Below are 16,808 nucleotides of genomic sequence, written 5' to 3' on the forward strand. Positions count from 1 at the left end.
CATGGACGCCAACAGCAGCGACGGACTGGACCTGAACTCCAAGGAGGCCGGCAGCACGAACGCACCCAAGCTCATCCTCACGCTGACGAAGTAGGCGGGCGCCGGCCGACACGGCCGGCGCCGTCCACATCAGCAATATCACCGATCGACACCACTAGACAGGGGACACCATGTACAAGCAGACCAAGACCAACACCAAGGCTCTGCAGTTCGACATCCATGGCCGCGTCACGCTCCGCGTCGATGCAGAGGCGCCGGCAGCGCCGCAGCTCAGGAGCATGTTGGCGTGTTTCGCAACCGAAACCGAACGGCCGGCCGACATCACTGTGGACAACAAACTGGAGCCGATGACGGATGCGGGCCTGCTCGAGCACGAGCTCGCGTACACGGAAAACAGCGTCCGCTTCCAAGCCGAGCGGCTCCAGGTAGTGCGGGACGGAGACCAGTGGCGCATCCACGGGCCGGGCGAGCTGTTGACCTCCGTGGTCCCTGTTCTGGATGCCGCCATGGTGGCTCGAGGTGCGGGCATGATCCACGCGGCAACGATGGCGTACCGGGGGCACGCGATCGCGCTTCCGGCCGCCGGAGGGACCGGTAAGACGAGCACCGCCGCCAAGTTGATGAGGCGCGAGGGTTGGTCGTTCATGGGCGATGACTGGGCTTTCCTCGCCGAGGACGCCACGCTGCTCGGCTACGCGAAGCCGATGTTCATTAAGCCGCACCACCGGAACATCTACCCGCACCTGTTTGAAGGGGTCCGGAAGCCCCTCGTCCCGCCTCAGCTCTCGAAGAGTGTCGGCCGCCTCACCACGGTGGTGCATCCGTACGTCATCCGTTACCCGCGCCTCGCGGACTTCTCCCGGCGTTGGTCGCCGGAGCACCGCATGGTTGATGCCGGGACCGCGTTTCCCGGCCGGGAAGTGACGACAACGGCTCCGCTTGCGGCGGCCATCTACATCGAGCGCTATGAGGGCTCCCGATCCCGGATTATCGAGCGGACAACCGAGTGGATGGTCGACCGCATGCTCGGCAACTTCCACATCGAGATGGCAAGCTTCTCGCAGCATGTCGTGACAGGCCTGGCCGCTACATCCGTCGTCCCCTGGCGCGAGCACTTCGCGGCAAAAGGCCTAGTCCTGAACAAGGCGCTCGACGGACGGCCCTGCCACCTGCTGCAGGTGCCCTCCGCGTACACGGCGGACGAGGCGTCTGACGACATCGTCCGGTATCTCGAAGAGCTGCTGCCGTCGGTCCTGGACGAGCAGATCTGAGGGGGTGGGCACAGTGGGTCCTAGCCCTTCAGAGGTCACCGCGGTCGTTCCGGCCCGCAACGCGGAGCACATGCTCCCACGCTGCCTGGAGGCCCTGCGTCAGTCCGGTGTAGCGGAGATCATTGTGGTGGACGGATGCTCCACCGACCGTACGGTCGACCTCGCTCTCGCGGCAGGTGCCAGGGTCCTGAGTGATGAAGGCCGCGGCTTGCCATGGGCGCGAACGCTCGGTGTGCAGAGCAGCAGGACCCCTTGGGTCCTGCTCGTCGACTCTGACGTCGTGTTCGGGCCACACGGAGTCGCCGACCTGCTCATTGAGCTGGTCGAGGGCGATTACGACGCCCTCCAAGCCGGTTTGGAAAGTGTCGCTGGACCGGGCTACTGGGGGCAGGCGCTGGCACATCACCATCGCACCGGCCGCAGCCGCAACTGGTTCGGGCTCGTCGCGACGATGGTCGACCGAGACCTGATGCTGGGTGTGGGTTTCGACGACTCGTTCAAGTCCGGCGAGGACATCGAGCTGCGTTGGCGGATGCGGGAGTCAGGGCTGCGGACGGCGGTGTCACAGCGGGTAGTCGTCGAACATCGTTTCGCCGCAGACGACTTCAACTTCGCGCTCGACCAGTTCCTGATGGACGGAACGGGACTGGGACGGATGATCCGCAAACACGGCTGGCGGGGTGCGAGGTTGGCGCTGTTGCCCGCCGCCGCGGCCGTCCGGGGCAGCGCCTTGAGCCTCGCCTCGGGCCAGCCCCGGTGGCTGCGCTACTACCTCGCCTTCTGCTGGTACAACTATGCGGGCCTGGCGAAAGGTCTGGCGTCATGACCGCTGAGCTAGGGACCGCGGTCACGGACCCCTCAGCTGTCCGGCACTCCGCCCTGCGCAGTTCGCTCGGCCTCATTGTGGGCAAGGCCGCCCAGATTGGCTGGGGTTTTGCCTTCTGGGTCGTGGCCGCGCGCGCGACGTCAGACCGCGAGGTCGGGCTCACCATGGCCGCTGTCGCGGCAGTGATGATCTGCACGCAGCTCGCGGTTCTGGGTGCCGGGTCCGCCGTAATCGTTGCGGTGGGACGGGGAGAGCCGCCTGCGCGGGTGCTGGATGCGGCGTTCGCCATAGTGGGGGTAGCCGGTACCGTGCTCGCCCTCGGCTACCTCGTGCTGCAGGCGGCTGCGGCGCCGGAGACGGCGTCGGCATCGGTTCTCTTCTGGTTTACGTTCCTTGCGGCTGCCGTCACCGGCACCCTGGTGATCGTGCTGGACCAGGCGCTGGTGGCGTTGGGACGCGGGGCCAGCGCGACCTTGAGGTATGCGTTGGGCGGCGGAGTTTCCCTCGGCGCTGCAGCGCTCGTTTCCTGGCAGGCGCATGGCGCCTCCGCCGACGTGGTAATGGCCTGCTGGACCCTCGGGAATACAGTGGCGTGCGTCGTCGGTGTGATCCAGCTGCGAAAACTGATTGGCTATCGGCCGCGACCATCCTTGCGTTCGACGCGCGGCCGTCCACTGCTGGCGGTGGGTATTCCGTACCAGCTCCTCACCCTCACCGAGCGCGCCCCCGGGCTGGTGCTGCCTCTCCTGCTCGCCCACACGGTGGCGCCGGAGATCGCTGCCTACTGGTATCCCGCATGGATGATGGCCTGGGCCGCCTACTCCGCTCCGATGCTGATGGGCATCGTCCAGTTTTCCGAAGGTGTCCGCGACCCTCACCGCCTGGCGTCTACAACCTGGGCGAGTCTCCGTTGGTCGCTCGCCGTAGGAGGTCTGGCGGCAGTCGTCCTCGTCCTCCTCGCTCACCCGCTGCTTAGTCTGCTGGGGGAGCGATACGCCGACGCATCCGCTGACGCTCTGCGGTGGTTGGCGGCCGGACTGGTCCCGTACGCGGTGCTGCAGGCCTACAACGCCGTGTGCCGGGCTCTCGGCCGGTATACAGAGCCGATCGTGGTCGGCGTGACGCTCGGGGTTGCCCTCTGCGCGTCAGCGCTGTTGGTCGCCGAAGCGGGCCCCGGCGCCATGGCCCTTGCGTGGCTGGTGGTGCTCTCCATTGGGGCTGTCGCTGCCGGCCTCCGGTTAATCGCCGTTCTCCGGCGCGTCACGAAGGAGTCACGATGACCACCGCGATTGATGCGCCCAGCCGCATCCAAGGACGCTGGAAGGCCCGTGACGCGTGGTGCGCACTGGCGGGGGCGGTGGCGCTGGCGCTAGCCATATGGGCCGCTTCCGTGGTCGCCGTTCCCGTGAACAGCGACTTGGGGCTCGTTGCCGTGCTCCCCTACCCGTTCTGGGCGGGGGTTCTGATTCTGAACGTCGCCTTCGTTGTGGCGCTACGAGGGGATGTCTCAGGTCCGGCGGGCCGGGCGGTCATGATGTGGCTGCTGCTGGTGTTGGTGCTCGTGCTCTTCGGGACGGCAGCCTTCGTCACCGACGTACCACGTGGTGAGGTCGCGTTCCGTCATCTCGGCATTGCCGACGCCCTCTCGCGCAGCCAAGGGATCGACCCGGACATTGACGCTTACTTTAACTGGCCGGGTTTCTTCGCCCTTCTGGCGACAGTACTAAAGGCAACCGGCCTCGACCCGGTAGCCCTTGCCCTGTGGGCGCCGGTGGTTAACGTGGGCCTGTGGCTCGCTGCCCTGGGCGTGCTGATGCGGTACCTTACGCAGGATCCGCGACGGCGCTGGCTCGTGCTCTGGCTCTTCTGCTTCGGCAACTGGCAGGACCAGGACTACTTGTCTCCCCAAGCCTTCGGCTTCTTCCTGTACCTCGTCGTGATCGCACTTGTCGTCGGCCCGCTGGCCGCGTGGCCCCCCAAGTTCCGCGGCTTCCGAGATACCGACCTGGCCACCTGGTGGCAAGGGAGGTCCCCGGCTGAGCCCCGGCCAGGGTACCGGGTGAGCGCCCTCGCGGTGACTCTCGTGCTCGTCGCGGTCATTTGTGCGAGCCATCAGCTGACGCCCTTCCTGTTGCTGATCGCCCTAACCGCCCTCACCTTGAGCGGGCATGTCTGGCCCGGCCGGCTGCCCCTGATCACCGCGGTCGTGCTGGCACTCTGGCTCGCATATCCCGCCAGTACATACCTCTCCGGAAACCCACCCCTGGCGGAAGGAGGCGTGCTGGCCGCGATCAATGCCAACGTCGTCGACCGCGTGAGCGGGACCCCCGGGCACGTGCTCGTGGTGCAGGCCCGGGTGGTTCTCACCCTCCTGCTGTGGGGTCTCGCGGTGGCGGGCGCGGTGCGCGACCGGCGCAGGGGACGGCTCGATATCCGGGTGGTCCTCCTTGCCGTCACCCCCCTGCTGCTCTTCCCCGTGCAGTTGTACGGCGGGGAAATGCTCATCCGGGTCTCGCTTTTCGCTCTGCCCTTCATCGCTTTGCAGGCATGCTCGATCCTGCTTCCCACAGAAGGCGGCACACAGCCCTCCCTCCGTGCCGCGGGGGGCCTCGCGCTGACGTTTTGCTTGTTGGGCCTGCTGACGGTGACAGGCCGGTTCGGGAACGCCCAGTTTGACGTCTTCACCGACAGCGAGATCGCTGCCGTCGCCGCCGTACAGCGTCTCGCGCCGCCTGGCTCGACGATCATCTCGGCAGCCCCCCCGACGCCGTGGCGCAGCGAGGCCTACCTTGATCACCCGTATCGGACCATCGACTACATGTGCCGGTCCGACTTGTCTTCGGCGGCCTGCGGCCCAGTCGTTTACGAGCATGCCCGGCAGAACCCTGCCGGTGCCGTCGTGCTGCTCACCCGCTCGTCGGAAGCGAGTCTTGTGCTCCGGGGCGCCACCAGCGCCAGCGGCTTCGCCGAGCTGGAGGGGTGGCTGCGCGAGCAGGCCGGCGTGGAGCTCGTGTTCAGCAATGTCGATGCACGCGCCTACCGGGTGACGCCATGAACCGCCCCATCAGCCGGCCAACCTTGGTCCTCGCTCTCTCGGCCGTCGCCTTGTCACTGGTTGCGCTCGTCGGGCTGCCGACACCGCTGCAGGTGGTTGCTGCGATAGCCGTCCTCATCCTGCTACCAGGGCAGGCACTGGTCCGACTCACGTCGGTTACCGACCTTGCCCTCCGCGGGCTGCTCGTTCTGGCTCTCGGCCTCGCCACGCTAACGGCGGTGTCCACCGCGATGTTCTACCTCGCTGTGTGGTCGTGGCAGGCGTGTGTCGTCTCGATGGGCGTCATCACCATTGGCGCGTGCATGGCACGCGCACGTCAGGAGGTCGTGTCATGATCGATCTGGGGGGACTGCTCGCGATTGCCGCCCTACTCATCACCATTGCCCTGCTCGTTACCCTTGTCGCGCTCGAGATCCGACGTGCGGGACCAGACGCCGAACGGCCCACGAGGCTCCTCGGCCTGACCATGAGCCGTAAGGTGGTCGGTGTCATGTGGGCGATGTACCTCATCCTTTTCCTTCCACGCGTGGTGGGACTGCTCACGTGAACACCGGGTCGCGGTGGTGGCTCCTCAGCGACCTCCACCTGGGCTTATCGGACGACGACCCCCGCCGCCCAAGCGCAGTGCTGCCCGGATTCCTGCGCCGCGAGGTCCTTGCGGTAACCGGTACGCAGCGGCATGTCGCCTTCGTGGGTGACACGTTCGAGCTGGTCGGCTTAGCCGAAGACGAGAGCCTTGCCCGGCTGGAGTCAATCCTCGCCCGGCACGTTGACACGTTCCGGGCGCTGGAAGCGTGTGCGGCCCGCGGCGTGCAGCTGCACTTCGTATGCGGCAACCACGACGTCGAGCTGGCCCGGCCGTCGGTCGCCGCCCGCCTGTCAGCGCTGCTGTCACCCGGCGAACCCACACGGGTGCGGGTGCACCCGTGGTTCTTGCACGTGCCCCGCGTGCTCGTGGCCGAGCACGGACACCAGCACCACGCGCTGCACCGGATTCCTGAGGTGCTCCGCTCGGCGGTCAACGGGACCGACGAGTTGAACCTGCCACCGCTCGCCGCCTGGAACGCCCACCCGTCGAACTCGCGCCTGAGCCGGGCCGGGGCCGTTGCCCGGTCCTGCCTGGCGTCCGAGCTGGCGGAACGTCGCATCCGGGAGCCCGCGTATGACGAGATGTTGCAGTCCGAGTCATTTCGCCTTGCGCTGGACGAGGCGGCCGTTCGGGACCTGGCACGCCTGTCCCGGTTCCGGACGGTGTCGGCGCTCCCCCGCGCCGCCACTCGCATGGTGCTCGCGGCAGCCGGGCGCAGGACCGCGGGCGAGGAGCCTCCCGCAGCAGCGGGTCGGTTCGCACGCACCCTCGAAGAGTATGGTTCCGGGGTGTCCTGGTACGTATCAGGCCACACGCACCGCGCCCTCGAATCGGAGCTGGAGGCGTGCCCAACCCGGTACCTCAACACCGGCACATGGTGTTCGGACGTCCGCGGTCGCGGACCTGACCGGCTGGATCGCCGGGCGTTCCCCTACGCCGTGATAGACGTCGCCCGCGACGGCGCCACGAGCGGCGGCTTGCGGTACTGGCGTCCGGACGGCGGCTTAGCCGTACCGGTGCCAGAGTAGTGACGGGGCGGGGTTCACGCCCCACGTGGCGAGGTCCCGGCTCACTTACCCTGGCGTTGACTCAGCCCTTGCTTCGTGACCCGCTGTCAGTCTGCATTCCGCCGGCAACAGCACGGAATTCCCACGTATAAGAGCCGTCAGCCTTGAGGCTCATCCTTAGGTGACCCCAGGTGTCGCTAAACTTCTGCTGCACATAAGAGGGGTTGCTGTTAAACCGCCGGAGGCCGATTCCACCCGTGGACACCTGGAATTGTTGCATCCCGTCCGCAACGCATTGGTCCACGTTGTTCACTGGGCAGGTCCGCTCATAATTGTGCTGGCTGCCTGAAAGCAGTATCCGGACACGGTTCGCCCAGAACACATCAATCCACGGCTTGGCCTCAGTGAAGCGGGAGTGGCTGGACGTGTCAGAGGTGAAGTATGGGTCATGGTAAACGACGGCCAGATGCCTGCCGGCCGCTTTAGCTGCCTTTAGATCAGCATCCATTTCCGACGTCATCGCCCGCGCACGCGCAGCGTCGTACCGCCAGGTGGCCGTAGGGGCTACAAGGAAGTGCCAGTTGCCCTTATCGAATGAGTACCATTCGAGGGCGTCCACGAACCGGCCAAGGTGGGTGTTGGTTGCGCTTTTCGTGGTGGAAACGCACTCACCGTTCATATATTTGTCCAGCTCATCGTTCCTGCCGGGCTGAACGTCGTGGTTCGGTCCTGCCGTCCAGTACGTTTTGGACTTGGCCGGTCCCCACAGCTGGTCATAGGATCCGAGCGCGGAGCACACCGACTTGTCGTACTGGAAGTCACCCGTGGCGATGAAGTTGTCCAGGCTGCCGTCGTTCAGACTGGCTATGATGGACGCGGCATTCTTGCCACTGGGCGATGCCGTGGACGTGTTCCTGTCCGGGTTCATGTCCCCGGCTGCGGCGAACTCGAAAGAGTCGGTGGACGCGTGCTGGGTGGTTTCTGCGGCTGCGTAAACGCGCACCCAGTCCACCCTCATCTCGCCCCCACCGTCGGGAGAGCTGTCCGGGAACCAGTCAAGCTGCAAAGTCTGGTGCATCGGTCCGGGAGGCATGTGGGCAGGGTCTGTGTCACGGAACCACTCCACACCGTCGATGTACCCGACGATCCCCGACGGGGACCAATCCAGCGCGTAGTTATGGAACTGCGAGACGTCGACTGTCTTGAAAGCCGAGATCAGTTTGTTGTCACAGGAGTAGTGGTGGAAGAACTTGATGACATTCCAGTCACCCATCGTCTCCGCGTAATTGACCTCGCCGTCACAGGGCCAGTTCCGACTGTCCGGCCACAGGAGCGACACCATGTGGTACTCGTTGTCGCCAGACCCGGCTGCCCGGATCTCCCACCGGCCGTACTTCTGGTTTGCAAACTTCGCGCTCAATCCAGCGGTCGTGCCGTCGGGTGTGCCGGTTATGATCATCTTGGAACCGTCTACCGTGACCTGCTGCGGGCTCCGGATACCATTCCCCGAGTGCCCGGCACTGTCATACACGCGCCACTTCGAGGCGTCCGGCGCGCCGGTATAGTTGAACTCGTCGCCAGCGATCGGCGTACCCCAGTTCAGATCTGTCGCGGCGGAGCCCGTCGCGGGCGTGGTTGGGCTCGACGCGGCTGATGCTGGCGCCGTCGCGGTCGCCGTTGCTGGCTGTGGTGGTGAAGGGGCCGAGCAGCCGCCCAGGAAGATTGCCGCCACCCCAAGGGCGACCAATTGTTTACCCATACGTCAGATGATAAGGGCTTCCCCGGCGTGGGCGCCTCCAGTGGTTCCGACCCATTGTCATTGGCCAAAACGGGCCGGAAGTCACGCGTGACCAGGATTCCGCCGACCAGCCAAGCCTGCGGGTGGCAGGGTTTTCCACATCGTCGTACCAGCGCTTTCCAGGCCGTTGCCAGCCGCCTAGCCTTGAGGCAAGGATAAATCGCCTATCCGGCCCATATGCACTAGGATAGTGAAGTCTGTGCTGCGCCCTGCCTCCCTTCCGGCGGCAGGGCATCGCATGGAATCGCAAATGAACCTCCTGTTACGGAAATGCCGTAACCGCTTAGCCCAAAGGAGGTGGGTTCACATATGCGTCCTTACGAATTGATGGTAATCATCGACCCCGAGGTCGAAGAGCGTACCGTTGAGCCGTCGCTTCAGAAGTTCCTGAACGTCATCACCAACGATGGTGGAACCATCGAGAAGGTTGACATTTGGGGCCGTCGCCGCCTGGCTTACGAAATCAAGAAGAAGTCTGAAGGTATCTACGCCGTGGTGAACTTCACCGCCAAGCCGGAAACCGCGAAGGAACTTGACCGCCAGCTGTCTCTTAACGAGACCATCATGCGCACCAAGATCACCCGCCCCGAAGAGCAGAAGGTTGTTGCTGAGTAATTTTCAGCACTGATTTTCATTCTTCACCCGCAGGAACGCACTCTTCACCCAGGATCGAACAAGGAGGCAGTAGATGGCAGGCGAAACCACCATTACGGTCATCGGTAATCTCACCAATGACCCGGAATTGCGGTTCACACCGTCCGGTTCGGCAGTAGCGAACTTCACCATCGCTTCCACCCCGCGTACCTTTGATCGCCAGTCCAACGAGTGGAAGGACGGGGAAACCCTGTTCCTCCGCGCCGCTGTCTGGCGTGAAGCAGCCGAGAACGTCGCGGAGTCCCTCACCAAGGGCATGCGCGTGATTGTTACCGGCCGCCTGAAGAGCCGTTCCTACGAAACCAAAGAAGGCGAAAAGCGCACCGTTATCGAGCTTGAGGTCGATGAAATCGGCCCCAGCCTGCGCTATGCCAACGCCAAGGTCAACCGCACCCAGCGCTCCGGCGCGGGTGGCCAGGGCGGCTTCGGGGGCGGCAACAGCGGCGGCGGCTTCGGAGGCGGCAACTCTGGCGGAAACCAGGGCGGCAACTCCGGTGGAAGCTGGGGCGGCGGCAACCAGCAGGCTGCGCAGGACGATCCCTGGGCCACGCCCGGCGTGTCCAGTGCAGGTGGCTGGGGCAACGGCCCCGATTCCGAACCTCCCTTCTAAACAACCCCATTAAGGCCCGACGCCGGGACCGCCACAGTGCCAACGAGCACCAGGGCGTCTGCCGCCGTCGGACCACCACCATCCCGTGGATCAACATCCACGGGCTCCCTAGAATAGGAGCTCCACGATGGCTAAGGCTGAACTCCGTAAGCCCAAACCAAAGTCCAACCCCTTGAAGGCCGCTGACATCACTGTCATCGACTACAAGGACGTAGCATTGCTGCGCAAGTTCATCTCCGACCGCGGAAAGATCCGCGCCCGTCGCGTCACTGGCGTTACGGTGCAGGAACAGCGCAAGATCGCCCAGGCAATCAAGAACGCCCGCGAAGTTGCTCTGCTGCCTTACTCCGGCGCTGGCCGCGGCTAAGGAAGGGATTAACTAACATGGCAAAGCTCATTCTGACCCACGAAGTAACCGGTCTCGGTGCTGCTGGCGACGTTGTCGAGGTCAAGGACGGTTACGCCCGTAACTACCTGCTGCCCCGCAACTTCGCCCTGACCTGGTCGAAGGGCGGCGAAAAGCAGGTTGAGTCCATCAAGGCTGCCCGCGCTGCCCGCGAGCACGCTTCCCTGGAAGACGCTCAGAAGCAGGCTGCTGCACTGCAGTCCAAGCCGGTCAAGCTCGTCGTCAAGGCCGGCGAAACCGGACGCCTGTTCGGCACCGTCAAGCAGGGCGACGTCGCTGACGCTGTTGAGGCCGCTGGCCTTGGCCGCATCGACAAGCGCAAGGTTGAACTGCCGGTCCACATCAAGTCGGTTGGTTCGTACCAGGCCAACGTCCGTCTGCACGAGGACGTTGCCGCTGTCATCGAACTCGATGTAGTGGCAGGCAAGTAGCCTTTACGGCTCAACAGTTCCGACTGTACAGAGACCCCCGTCGCCGGATCCCGGCAGCGGGGGTCTTTTGCTTTGGACCGTGGACGGGCCAGCCGGGTCAGACGCCCCAGTGAGCCAGGACTGCTTCGCAGAAGTCGTCGTTCGTACCCGTAGAACCGAAGATCAGCTCGTCGCTGATCACGTTGCCCGACGCCTGGTCGATGGTGAGGAGCCTGCGGACCTGGCCGTCGCCCTTGGCGAGGATCTTGCCGTCACTTCCAATCAGCCGATTCTCTCCGGTCAGCAGGACGGTGATGCTGAGCGTCCCGTCCCAGTTGTCGACAATCTTGAGGTCTTTGGCGAGCGTGTTCGGCTGGATGTCGGTCACGGTCATCCCGTTGTACGTGAATGTCTGGACGATCCTGAGCTTCTCGTGAACCCACAGCAGGCTATCCCCGCCGCGGGTCATGGTTGAGCCCGAACCGGTCCGGTCATAGGTGAATGCGACCTGCAGCCCCGAACCGCAGAAGTCGCCGTTTACTCCGCTGCTCGAAAAATCGAGGCTGTAGCGTTCCACGACCTCCGCGTTGGCGGGGGCAGCTCCGGTGACGGCGAGGCCGCCGAGGAGGAGCGCGGTGACGAATGGGCTGAGTTTACTGAGCATGGTGGTGACTTTCGATCGGGCAGACCCTGCGCAAACATACGGAAGGTGTCGCATCGGGATGCTTGGCGGACCGCCAGGCGCAGGCTGCGACGACGACCCAGCCTGCCGTGATTCTACGCCCCGGTCCCGCGTCGCGATACGGCCCCGCGAGGCCTTGAATGCACCCCAGCCGACCCCTGGCATTGTGCTCGAGGCTGGCTGGACAAGGGAATAACCTGGCACGTTCCCCGGTTTTCCCTTTTGGACGCAAACATGCAAATGCATGTAACTTGTACACGAGCTACCGAGCAACAGGAGACCGCCATGGAAACCCGCCGTATTACTGTCCTTTCCGCCGGCTTGGGCGTGCCGTCGTCGAGCCGTCTGCTTGCCGATCAGCTCGCCGCCTCGGCCGAGCGGCAGTTGGGTGCGGCCGGCTACAACGCGGCCGTTGACGTCGTCGAACTCCGCGATCTCGCGGTGGACATCGCCAACAACTTCGTCACCGGCTACGCTCCTCCGCGCCTCGCAGAGGTCATCGCAGGGGTGGAAGCCGCCGACGGGATCATCGCCGTGACGCCTGTGTTCAGCGCGTCCTACAGCGGCCTGTTCAAATCCTTCATCGACGTCCTCGACCCAAAGTCCTTGGACGGCAAGGCCGTCCTGCTCGGCGCCACCGGCGGCACCGACCGCCACCAGATGGTCCTGGACTACGCGCTCCGCCCGCTCTTCAGCTACCTGCGCACCAGGATCGCGGCCACAGGTGTCTTTGCCGGCCCTCTGGACTGGGGCACCGCGGACGACGACGGGTCATCCCTTGCCGCCCGCATCGACCGCGCCGCCGGGGAGTTCACCCGCCTGCTTGAGGGGCGGCAGCCGGGCCGGAAGCATGCTGCCATGGAGTCATTGCCATTCGAGCAGCTGCTGGCGGGCATCTCCGGGAACGCCTGAAGTTCCTCGCCGCGAGCGAAGCCAACTTCCAGTGGGCCCCTCCATGGGTGCAGCCGGGCTTAGTCGTCCAGCAGTTCGATGAACTCCCGGGCCTGCTTCATGGAAATATCGGAGTGCCGCGTCAGGGCCGTGGCAGCCGCCTCCGTATCCCCGTTGCGGGCCAGGGTGCGGATCCTGCCGTAGATCTCGTCGTTGAGCATATTGCTGCTGACCTCGCGGGTTACGTCGCCTTTGCTCGCGATGGCCCGGTAGCGATAGGGGAACCGCTGCGGCTCGTCGTCCTCGTCGTCCTCAGTGGACTGCGGCACTGCTTCGCGGCCCCGGTAGGGCTGGGGGTGGGCGGCCAGCGCACCGACGGCATCGCGTGACGCGCGCAGCCCGTCGCCCGTGACCTCGTAGTAGAGCTTGATGGCTGCCATGGCCTGGCCCTGGGCAATAAGGGCGTATAGCCGCCGGTGTTCGTCCTCGGAAAGTTTTGCGGCCGCCTGGCGGGCGAGGTCGGCGGAACTGACGGCCGGCGCCCCGGATGCCGCGCCGGCGGAAGCCCTTCGCCTGCTGATGGCGCGTGCAGCCAGGCAGACTCCGGCAGCCACGGCCAGGAGGATAAGGACAGGGATCACGAGCGATTCCATTTTCATAGCCGTTCTGTGTACTTCCTGGTGGCAGCCAGATCTGAGTGCATCGCCTGGGCGTTCTGGCTTGGCCGCGTAATGGCCTCAAGGCGGACCCGCGCAGCGGTGGCCGCCTGGACCTGCGCCGCATAGTGCCGGGCTGAGCGTTCGGCGAGGTCACGCTGGTACTTCTCGGCGTCCGAAACGCCCGAATCGCGTGGGCTAAGGGCCGTGGCAAGCCCCCAAATAAGCGCCGCCAAGACGATCGCCGGCAGCAGAACCAGCAGTAGTTCGCCCATATATAGAGCTTATGCCAGTTCCTGTTTATCCACAGCAATATTCACTGTTGTGCATATGTGTTGGCCTGCCGAAGACCAGACGTCCGCACGGGCATATGACGAACGACACGGCCCGTGAACGAACTGGGTCACCGCCCGGTGCCCGGAGACAAACTGTGCCCCGGCGGTGAGACGGGCTGTGGATGAAATTCCCGGAAAGAAATATTTACTCCACATGCCGATGCTAACGTTTCCGCAGGTCAGGGCCCGATTGAACGGCAAAGTTTTTTGCTGTCCACAACCTTTCCCACAGGCTGTGCACAAGCTATGCCCCTTAGTGCACAGGTTGTCCACAGGGCCCGCGCGCCGTTGGCTTTGCAGCAGGAGCGGAGGGGGCTAGCGTAGCGGGGTACCTGTTCTTCAGGGTCCCGCCGGTTCCAACAGCAGCCTGCGGAATCGCCGGATCCGGAAGAAACCGCCCGCTGTGGAAAACCTGTGGATAGTGGGGATAACCCGTGCCTTGCCGTCTGCGGAGGGCATGGCCCGCTTCGTTGTCACACCCCGCGGGTAGACCTGAACGGGTAGCGGTGCGCGGTCTTCGTGCAACGCCACATCAGGATGGATCACCGCCGGGCCCCAGGGTCCCGGCTCATATGGAGGACGGCAAATTTGTCAATCGCGCATCTTGACCCGGTCGAAGCAACCCGCGGATCAGACGCGAGCCGAAAGCCGCCGCAGGACATCCCTGCCGAGCAGTCCGTTTTGGGCGGCATGATGCTGTCCAAGGACGCCATTGCCGACGTCGTGGAGATTCTCCGGGGACAGGACTTTTACCGCCCCGCCCACGAAACCATCTACGAAGCCATCATCGACCTCTACGGCCGCGGCGAACCGGCGGACGCCGTTACCGTCTCGGACGAACTCACCAAGCGTGCCGAGATCAACCGGATCGGCGGCCCCGCCTACCTGCATGAGCTGATCCAGACCGTCCCCACGGCAGCCAACGCCGGCTACTACGCCGAGATCGTTGCCGAGCGTGCCGTCCTCCGGCGCCTGGTAAACGCCGGGACCAAGATCGTCCAGCTGGGCTACGGTTCGGACGGCGAGGTGGAGGACCTGGTCAACCAGGCCCAGGCGGAGGTCTACGCCGTGGCCGAACGGCGCACTGCGGAGGATTATGTGGTCCTCAAGGACGTCATGGAGTCCACCGTGGACGAGATCGAGGCGTCCGGGCACCGCGGCGAGGGGATGACCGGCGTCCCTACGGGATTTTACGAGCTGGATGAGCTCACCCACGGACTGCACCCGGGCCAGATGATCGTCATCGCCGCCCGCCCGGCTGTGGGTAAATCAACCTTCGCCCTGGACTTTGCCCGCTCCGCCGCCATCAAGAACAACCTCTCCACGGTGATGTTCTCCCTCGAAATGGGCCGGAACGAAATCGCCATGCGCCTCCTCTCCGCAGAGGCAACCATCGGACTGCAGGACCTCCGGAAGGGGACCATCAAGGACGAGCAGTGGTCCAAGATCGCCACCACCATGGGCCGGATGAACGACGCCCCGCTGTTCATTGACGACAGCCCCAACATGTCGCTGATGGAGATCCGGGCCAAATGCCGGCGCCTGAAGCAGCAGCACGATCTCAAGCTGGTCATACTGGACTACCTTCAGCTCATGAGCTCCGGCAAGAAGGTGGAGTCCCGCCAGCAGGAAGTATCCGAGTTTTCGCGAGCCCTGAAGCTCCTGGCCAAGGAACTGCAGGTGCCGGTCATCGCACTGTCCCAGCTGAACCGTGGCTCTGAGCAGCGCCAGGACAAGCGGCCCATGGTTTCGGACCTCCGTGAATCAGGATCCATCGAGCAGGACGCGGACATGGTGATCCTGCTCCACCGCGAGGATGTCTATGACAAGGAATCGCCGCGCGCCGGCGAAGCCGACATCCTGGTTGCGAAGCACCGTAACGGTCCCACAAAGGACATCGTGGTGGCCTTCCAGGGCCATTACTCCCGGTTCGCCAACATGGCGGCCGACGCCGGCGGCGGGGGCTTCTAAAAGCCACGCGCAGGCGGCCGGTGGCTTAGCCCTGCGCCAGCAAGTGGTTCGGCAGGCGGTTGCCCGGGGCGGTGCCCCGGATCTCGAGCAGCTCCCGCGCGTGGGCATGCAGCCGCTTGTCCTCCTCGGTGACCGGCACCCAGGAAGGGACAGGCACAGAGTTGCCTTCGGCGTCGCGCGCCACCATCACCGTCAGGCAATAGGTGGTGAGGTTCATGTCGCGGCTCTTGGGATCGCCGGAGCGGACGTGGACTGCGATATGCATGCCCTTCGTCCCCGTGTACACCAAGCGGGCTTCCACCTCCACGACGTGGCCTATCAGCAGCGGCCGGTAGAACCGGACCCCGCCGGAGAACACGGCCACTGTATCCATGCCGCAGTACCGGGAGGCGCAGACGTAGGCTGCCTCGTCGATCCACTTCATGACAATCCCGCCGTGCACTTTTCCGCCCCAGTTCACGTCTGTGGGCGCAGCCATGAAGCGGAGCGTCACGCGTTCGGCCGTGCCCGCATCCGTATATTCCTGGCGGTTCATGGCTTCGACAATCTGTTCCCGCACCTTGATCCGTGCCAGGGCGTGGTCCCGCTGCTGGATCTCCGCCGCGGTGACTGGTTCGTACTGCTGGACCGGGATGGGTTTCCCGTCTTCGCCAACGGCCACGAAGATCACCATGCACTGGCTCCGCATGGTTGCCGGGCCGCCCTTCGGATCTCCGGAGGAGACCACGGTGCGGATGTGCATCGAGGACCGGCCGGTGTAGACGATGGTGGCCTCTACCTCCACCATGTCGCCGCTGTTGACGGGGTCGGCGAAATGGATGTTTCCCACATAGGCAGTCACGCAGTAGGACTTCGCCCACCCCACTGCGGCGGCATAGGCGGCTTTGTCCACCCACTCAAGGACGGTTCCGGCGTCCACCGAGCCGCTGTGTCCCACGTCCATGGGGGCGGCGAGGAAGCGGAGGGTCACGGAGTTGGAGGCAGGCGCACCGGTCATGGTGCGATCATACTGACGCCAGCGGGTTACCCAGCAGTCGGGTCCGCGGGATTAAAAGGCTCGACGGCGGGTGCCCGCCGGAGTGGGCACCCGCCGTCGAGCGGTTCCCGGCTGTGGCCGGAGGTGCGGCTTAGGCCAGGACGGACAACTTGGAATTGCTGCGGCCAAAGAGGGTCCGGTCCACCGAAAGCCGTCCGGCGCCGGTGAGGGCCAGGGCGAAGGCTGCGGCCGCGAGGAGCAGCACCAGCTCGTACCCGCCGTTGGCGGCAAAAACTCCGGCGGCGGCGTGGACCAGGACCAGGGCCCCAGCATGTCCAGGACCAGGAGGGCTGCAACCACGCGGGTGAGGATGCCCAGGACCAGGGCGAGGCCGCCGGCGAACTCCAGGACGGCGATTGCGGGGGCTGCGATTTCCGCTGCCGGAACACCCATCTTGGCGAACGACGCCTGGGTGCCGGCGATGGTCCATTCGTTGAACTTCTGCCAGCCGTGGGCGGCGAAGAGGAAGCCCAGGATGACGCGGAGGGCAGTGATGGCGGTGGTGGTAAGTCGTGACTGGTTCATGCCGTCCAGTCTTCCGGCCAGATGGTTGAAGTGTCAACTAAAATTGTCACAATGTGTTCCTTGTCATGCGCACAGGCCTGATTGCG

At 64.8% G+C, this 16,808-nt stretch carries 18 protein-coding genes and 1 pseudogene; 13 read left to right on the plus strand and 6 right to left on the minus strand.

The window, feature by feature from the left end; all coding sequences use genetic code 11:
- Positions 1-170 precede the first annotated feature (170 nt).
- The 7 genes from Q9R30_RS13430 (at position 171) to Q9R30_RS13460 (ending at position 6,769) form a co-directional block, all read left to right on the plus strand.
- The gene (locus Q9R30_RS13430; protein WP_104999514.1) at positions 171-1,271 is read left to right on the plus strand and encodes a hypothetical protein; all 1,101 of its coding nucleotides are present in this window, start codon (positions 171-173) and stop codon (positions 1,269-1,271) included.
- A 70-nt stretch (positions 1,272-1,341) separates the two neighbouring features.
- Positions 1,342-2,097: a glycosyltransferase gene (locus tag Q9R30_RS13435; RefSeq protein WP_234005467.1), complete on the plus strand. Its 756-nt coding sequence runs from the start codon at positions 1,342-1,344 to the stop codon at positions 2,095-2,097.
- Positions 2,094-3,377 carry an MATE family efflux transporter gene (locus Q9R30_RS13440; RefSeq protein ID WP_104999512.1) on the plus strand — a complete coding sequence of 428 codons (1,284 nt, stop codon included), beginning with the start codon at positions 2,094-2,096 and terminating at the stop codon, positions 3,375-3,377. The genes Q9R30_RS13435 and Q9R30_RS13440 overlap by 4 nt, the downstream gene beginning before the upstream one ends.
- Positions 3,374-5,152: a glycosyltransferase gene (locus Q9R30_RS13445; protein WP_311217851.1), complete on the plus strand. Its 1,779-nt coding sequence runs from the start codon at positions 3,374-3,376 to the stop codon at positions 5,150-5,152. The genes Q9R30_RS13440 and Q9R30_RS13445 overlap by 4 nt, the downstream gene beginning before the upstream one ends.
- Before the next feature lie 92 nt (positions 5,153-5,244).
- Positions 5,245-5,487 (plus strand): hypothetical protein, encoded by a 243-nt coding sequence (locus tag Q9R30_RS13450; protein ID WP_311217852.1) that lies wholly within the window; start codon positions 5,245-5,247, stop codon positions 5,485-5,487.
- On the plus strand, positions 5,484-5,699 hold the full coding sequence (locus Q9R30_RS13455; protein ID WP_311217853.1) for a hypothetical protein: 216 nt from the start codon (positions 5,484-5,486) through the stop codon (positions 5,697-5,699). Before Q9R30_RS13450 ends, Q9R30_RS13455 begins: the two co-directional genes overlap by 4 nt.
- Positions 5,696-6,769, plus strand: coding sequence for a hypothetical protein (locus tag Q9R30_RS13460; protein ID WP_311217854.1), 1,074 nt, complete (start codon positions 5,696-5,698; stop codon positions 6,767-6,769). The genes Q9R30_RS13455 and Q9R30_RS13460 overlap by 4 nt, the downstream gene beginning before the upstream one ends.
- A 61-nt stretch (positions 6,770-6,830) precedes the next feature.
- On the opposite strand, the gene Q9R30_RS13465 is transcribed toward Q9R30_RS13460, so the two are convergent.
- Positions 6,831-8,507: a family 16 glycosylhydrolase gene (locus Q9R30_RS13465; protein WP_311217855.1), complete on the minus strand. Its 1,677-nt coding sequence runs from the start codon at positions 8,505-8,507 to the stop codon at positions 6,831-6,833.
- A gap of 348 nt (positions 8,508-8,855) precedes the next feature.
- Here Q9R30_RS13465 and rpsF point away from each other — a divergent pair, with 348 nt between their 5' ends.
- The 4 genes from rpsF to rplI all read left to right on the plus strand — a co-directional run bounded on the left by rpsF (position 8,856) and on the right by rplI (position 10,647).
- Positions 8,856-9,161, plus strand: coding sequence for a 30S ribosomal protein S6 (gene rpsF, locus Q9R30_RS13470; protein ID WP_013602900.1), 306 nt, complete (start codon positions 8,856-8,858; stop codon positions 9,159-9,161).
- Between the two features lie 73 nt (positions 9,162-9,234).
- Positions 9,235-9,810, plus strand: coding sequence for a single-stranded DNA-binding protein (locus Q9R30_RS13475; protein WP_104999507.1), 576 nt, complete (start codon positions 9,235-9,237; stop codon positions 9,808-9,810).
- A 127-nt stretch (positions 9,811-9,937) separates the two neighbouring features.
- Positions 9,938-10,177, plus strand: a complete 240-nt coding sequence (gene rpsR / locus Q9R30_RS13480; RefSeq protein ID WP_003800144.1) for a 30S ribosomal protein S18 — start codon at positions 9,938-9,940, stop codon at positions 10,175-10,177.
- A 17-nt stretch (positions 10,178-10,194) separates the two neighbouring features.
- Positions 10,195-10,647, plus strand: coding sequence for a 50S ribosomal protein L9 (gene rplI, locus Q9R30_RS13485; protein ID WP_013602898.1), 453 nt, complete (start codon positions 10,195-10,197; stop codon positions 10,645-10,647).
- Positions 10,648-10,744: 97 nt separating this feature from the next.
- Here the strand turns inward: rplI and Q9R30_RS13490 are convergent, their stop codons facing one another.
- Positions 10,745-11,290 (minus strand): hypothetical protein, encoded by a 546-nt coding sequence (locus Q9R30_RS13490; protein ID WP_311217856.1) that lies wholly within the window; start codon positions 11,288-11,290, stop codon positions 10,745-10,747.
- A 303-nt stretch (positions 11,291-11,593) separates the two neighbouring features.
- Between Q9R30_RS13490 and Q9R30_RS13495 the strand changes: the two genes are divergently transcribed.
- Positions 11,594-12,220 (plus strand): FMN reductase, encoded by a 627-nt coding sequence (locus Q9R30_RS13495; protein ID WP_104999505.1) that lies wholly within the window; start codon positions 11,594-11,596, stop codon positions 12,218-12,220.
- 59 nt (positions 12,221-12,279) lie between these two features.
- Here the strand turns inward: Q9R30_RS13495 and Q9R30_RS13500 are convergent, their stop codons facing one another.
- Together Q9R30_RS13500 and Q9R30_RS13505 are read right to left on the minus strand one after the other, a co-directional pair.
- Positions 12,280-12,852 carry a hypothetical protein gene (locus tag Q9R30_RS13500; protein ID WP_311217900.1) on the minus strand — a complete coding sequence of 191 codons (573 nt, stop codon included), beginning with the start codon at positions 12,850-12,852 and terminating at the stop codon, positions 12,280-12,282.
- Between the two features lie 2 nt (positions 12,853-12,854).
- Positions 12,855-13,130, minus strand: a complete 276-nt coding sequence (locus Q9R30_RS13505; RefSeq protein WP_311217857.1) for a hypothetical protein — start codon at positions 13,128-13,130, stop codon at positions 12,855-12,857.
- Positions 13,131-13,778: 648 nt separating this feature from the next.
- Here Q9R30_RS13505 and dnaB point away from each other — a divergent pair.
- Entirely contained in the window at positions 13,779-15,161 is a 1,383-nt protein-coding gene (dnaB, locus tag Q9R30_RS13510; RefSeq protein WP_104999502.1) for a replicative DNA helicase, read from the plus strand.
- 25 nt (positions 15,162-15,186) lie between these two features.
- Here the strand turns inward: dnaB and Q9R30_RS13515 are convergent, their stop codons facing one another.
- Both Q9R30_RS13515 and Q9R30_RS13520 read right to left on the minus strand, forming a co-directional pair.
- On the minus strand, positions 15,187-16,158 hold the full coding sequence (locus Q9R30_RS13515; protein WP_311217858.1) for a hotdog domain-containing protein: 972 nt from the start codon (positions 16,156-16,158) through the stop codon (positions 15,187-15,189).
- Between the two features lie 130 nt (positions 16,159-16,288).
- Positions 16,289-16,722: pseudogene (locus Q9R30_RS13520) on the minus strand (DoxX family protein).
- Positions 16,723-16,808 lie beyond the last annotated feature (86 nt).

Origin of the sequence: Arthrobacter sp. AB6 (assembly GCF_031844545.1) — a bacterium.
In the GTDB taxonomy this organism is placed as follows: Bacteria; Actinomycetota; Actinomycetes; order Actinomycetales; family Micrococcaceae; genus Arthrobacter.

Coding starts and splice junctions, on each gene's coding strand:
- Q9R30_RS13455 (WP_311217853.1), top strand. CDS start 5,484: ATGATCGATCTGGGGGGACTGCTCGCGATTGCCGCCCTACTCATCACC.
- rpsF (WP_013602900.1), top strand. CDS start 8,856: ATGCGTCCTTACGAATTGATGGTAATCATCGACCCCGAGGTCGAAGAG.
- Q9R30_RS13445 (WP_311217851.1), top strand. CDS start 3,374: ATGACCACCGCGATTGATGCGCCCAGCCGCATCCAAGGACGCTGGAAG.
- Q9R30_RS13435 (WP_234005467.1), top strand. CDS start 1,342: ATGCTCCCACGCTGCCTGGAGGCCCTGCGTCAGTCCGGTGTAGCGGAG.
- Q9R30_RS13490 (WP_311217856.1), bottom strand. CDS start 11,290: ATGCTCAGTAAACTCAGCCCATTCGTCACCGCGCTCCTCCTCGGCGGC.
- rpsR (WP_003800144.1), top strand. CDS start 9,938: ATGGCTAAGGCTGAACTCCGTAAGCCCAAACCAAAGTCCAACCCCTTG.
- Q9R30_RS13500 (WP_311217900.1), bottom strand. CDS start 12,852: ATGGAATCGCTCGTGATCCCTGTCCTTATCCTCCTGGCCGTGGCTGCC.
- Q9R30_RS13440 (WP_104999512.1), top strand. CDS start 2,094: ATGACCGCTGAGCTAGGGACCGCGGTCACGGACCCCTCAGCTGTCCGG.
- Q9R30_RS13505 (WP_311217857.1), bottom strand. CDS start 13,130: ATGGGCGAACTACTGCTGGTTCTGCTGCCGGCGATCGTCTTGGCGGCG.
- rplI (WP_013602898.1), top strand. CDS start 10,195: ATGGCAAAGCTCATTCTGACCCACGAAGTAACCGGTCTCGGTGCTGCT.
- Q9R30_RS13465 (WP_311217855.1), bottom strand. CDS start 8,507: ATGGGTAAACAATTGGTCGCCCTTGGGGTGGCGGCAATCTTCCTGGGC.
- Q9R30_RS13495 (WP_104999505.1), top strand. CDS start 11,594: ATGGAAACCCGCCGTATTACTGTCCTTTCCGCCGGCTTGGGCGTGCCG.
- Q9R30_RS13515 (WP_311217858.1), bottom strand. CDS start 16,158: ATGACCGGTGCGCCTGCCTCCAACTCCGTGACCCTCCGCTTCCTCGCC.
- Q9R30_RS13475 (WP_104999507.1), top strand. CDS start 9,235: ATGGCAGGCGAAACCACCATTACGGTCATCGGTAATCTCACCAATGAC.
- Q9R30_RS13430 (WP_104999514.1), top strand. CDS start 171: ATGTACAAGCAGACCAAGACCAACACCAAGGCTCTGCAGTTCGACATC.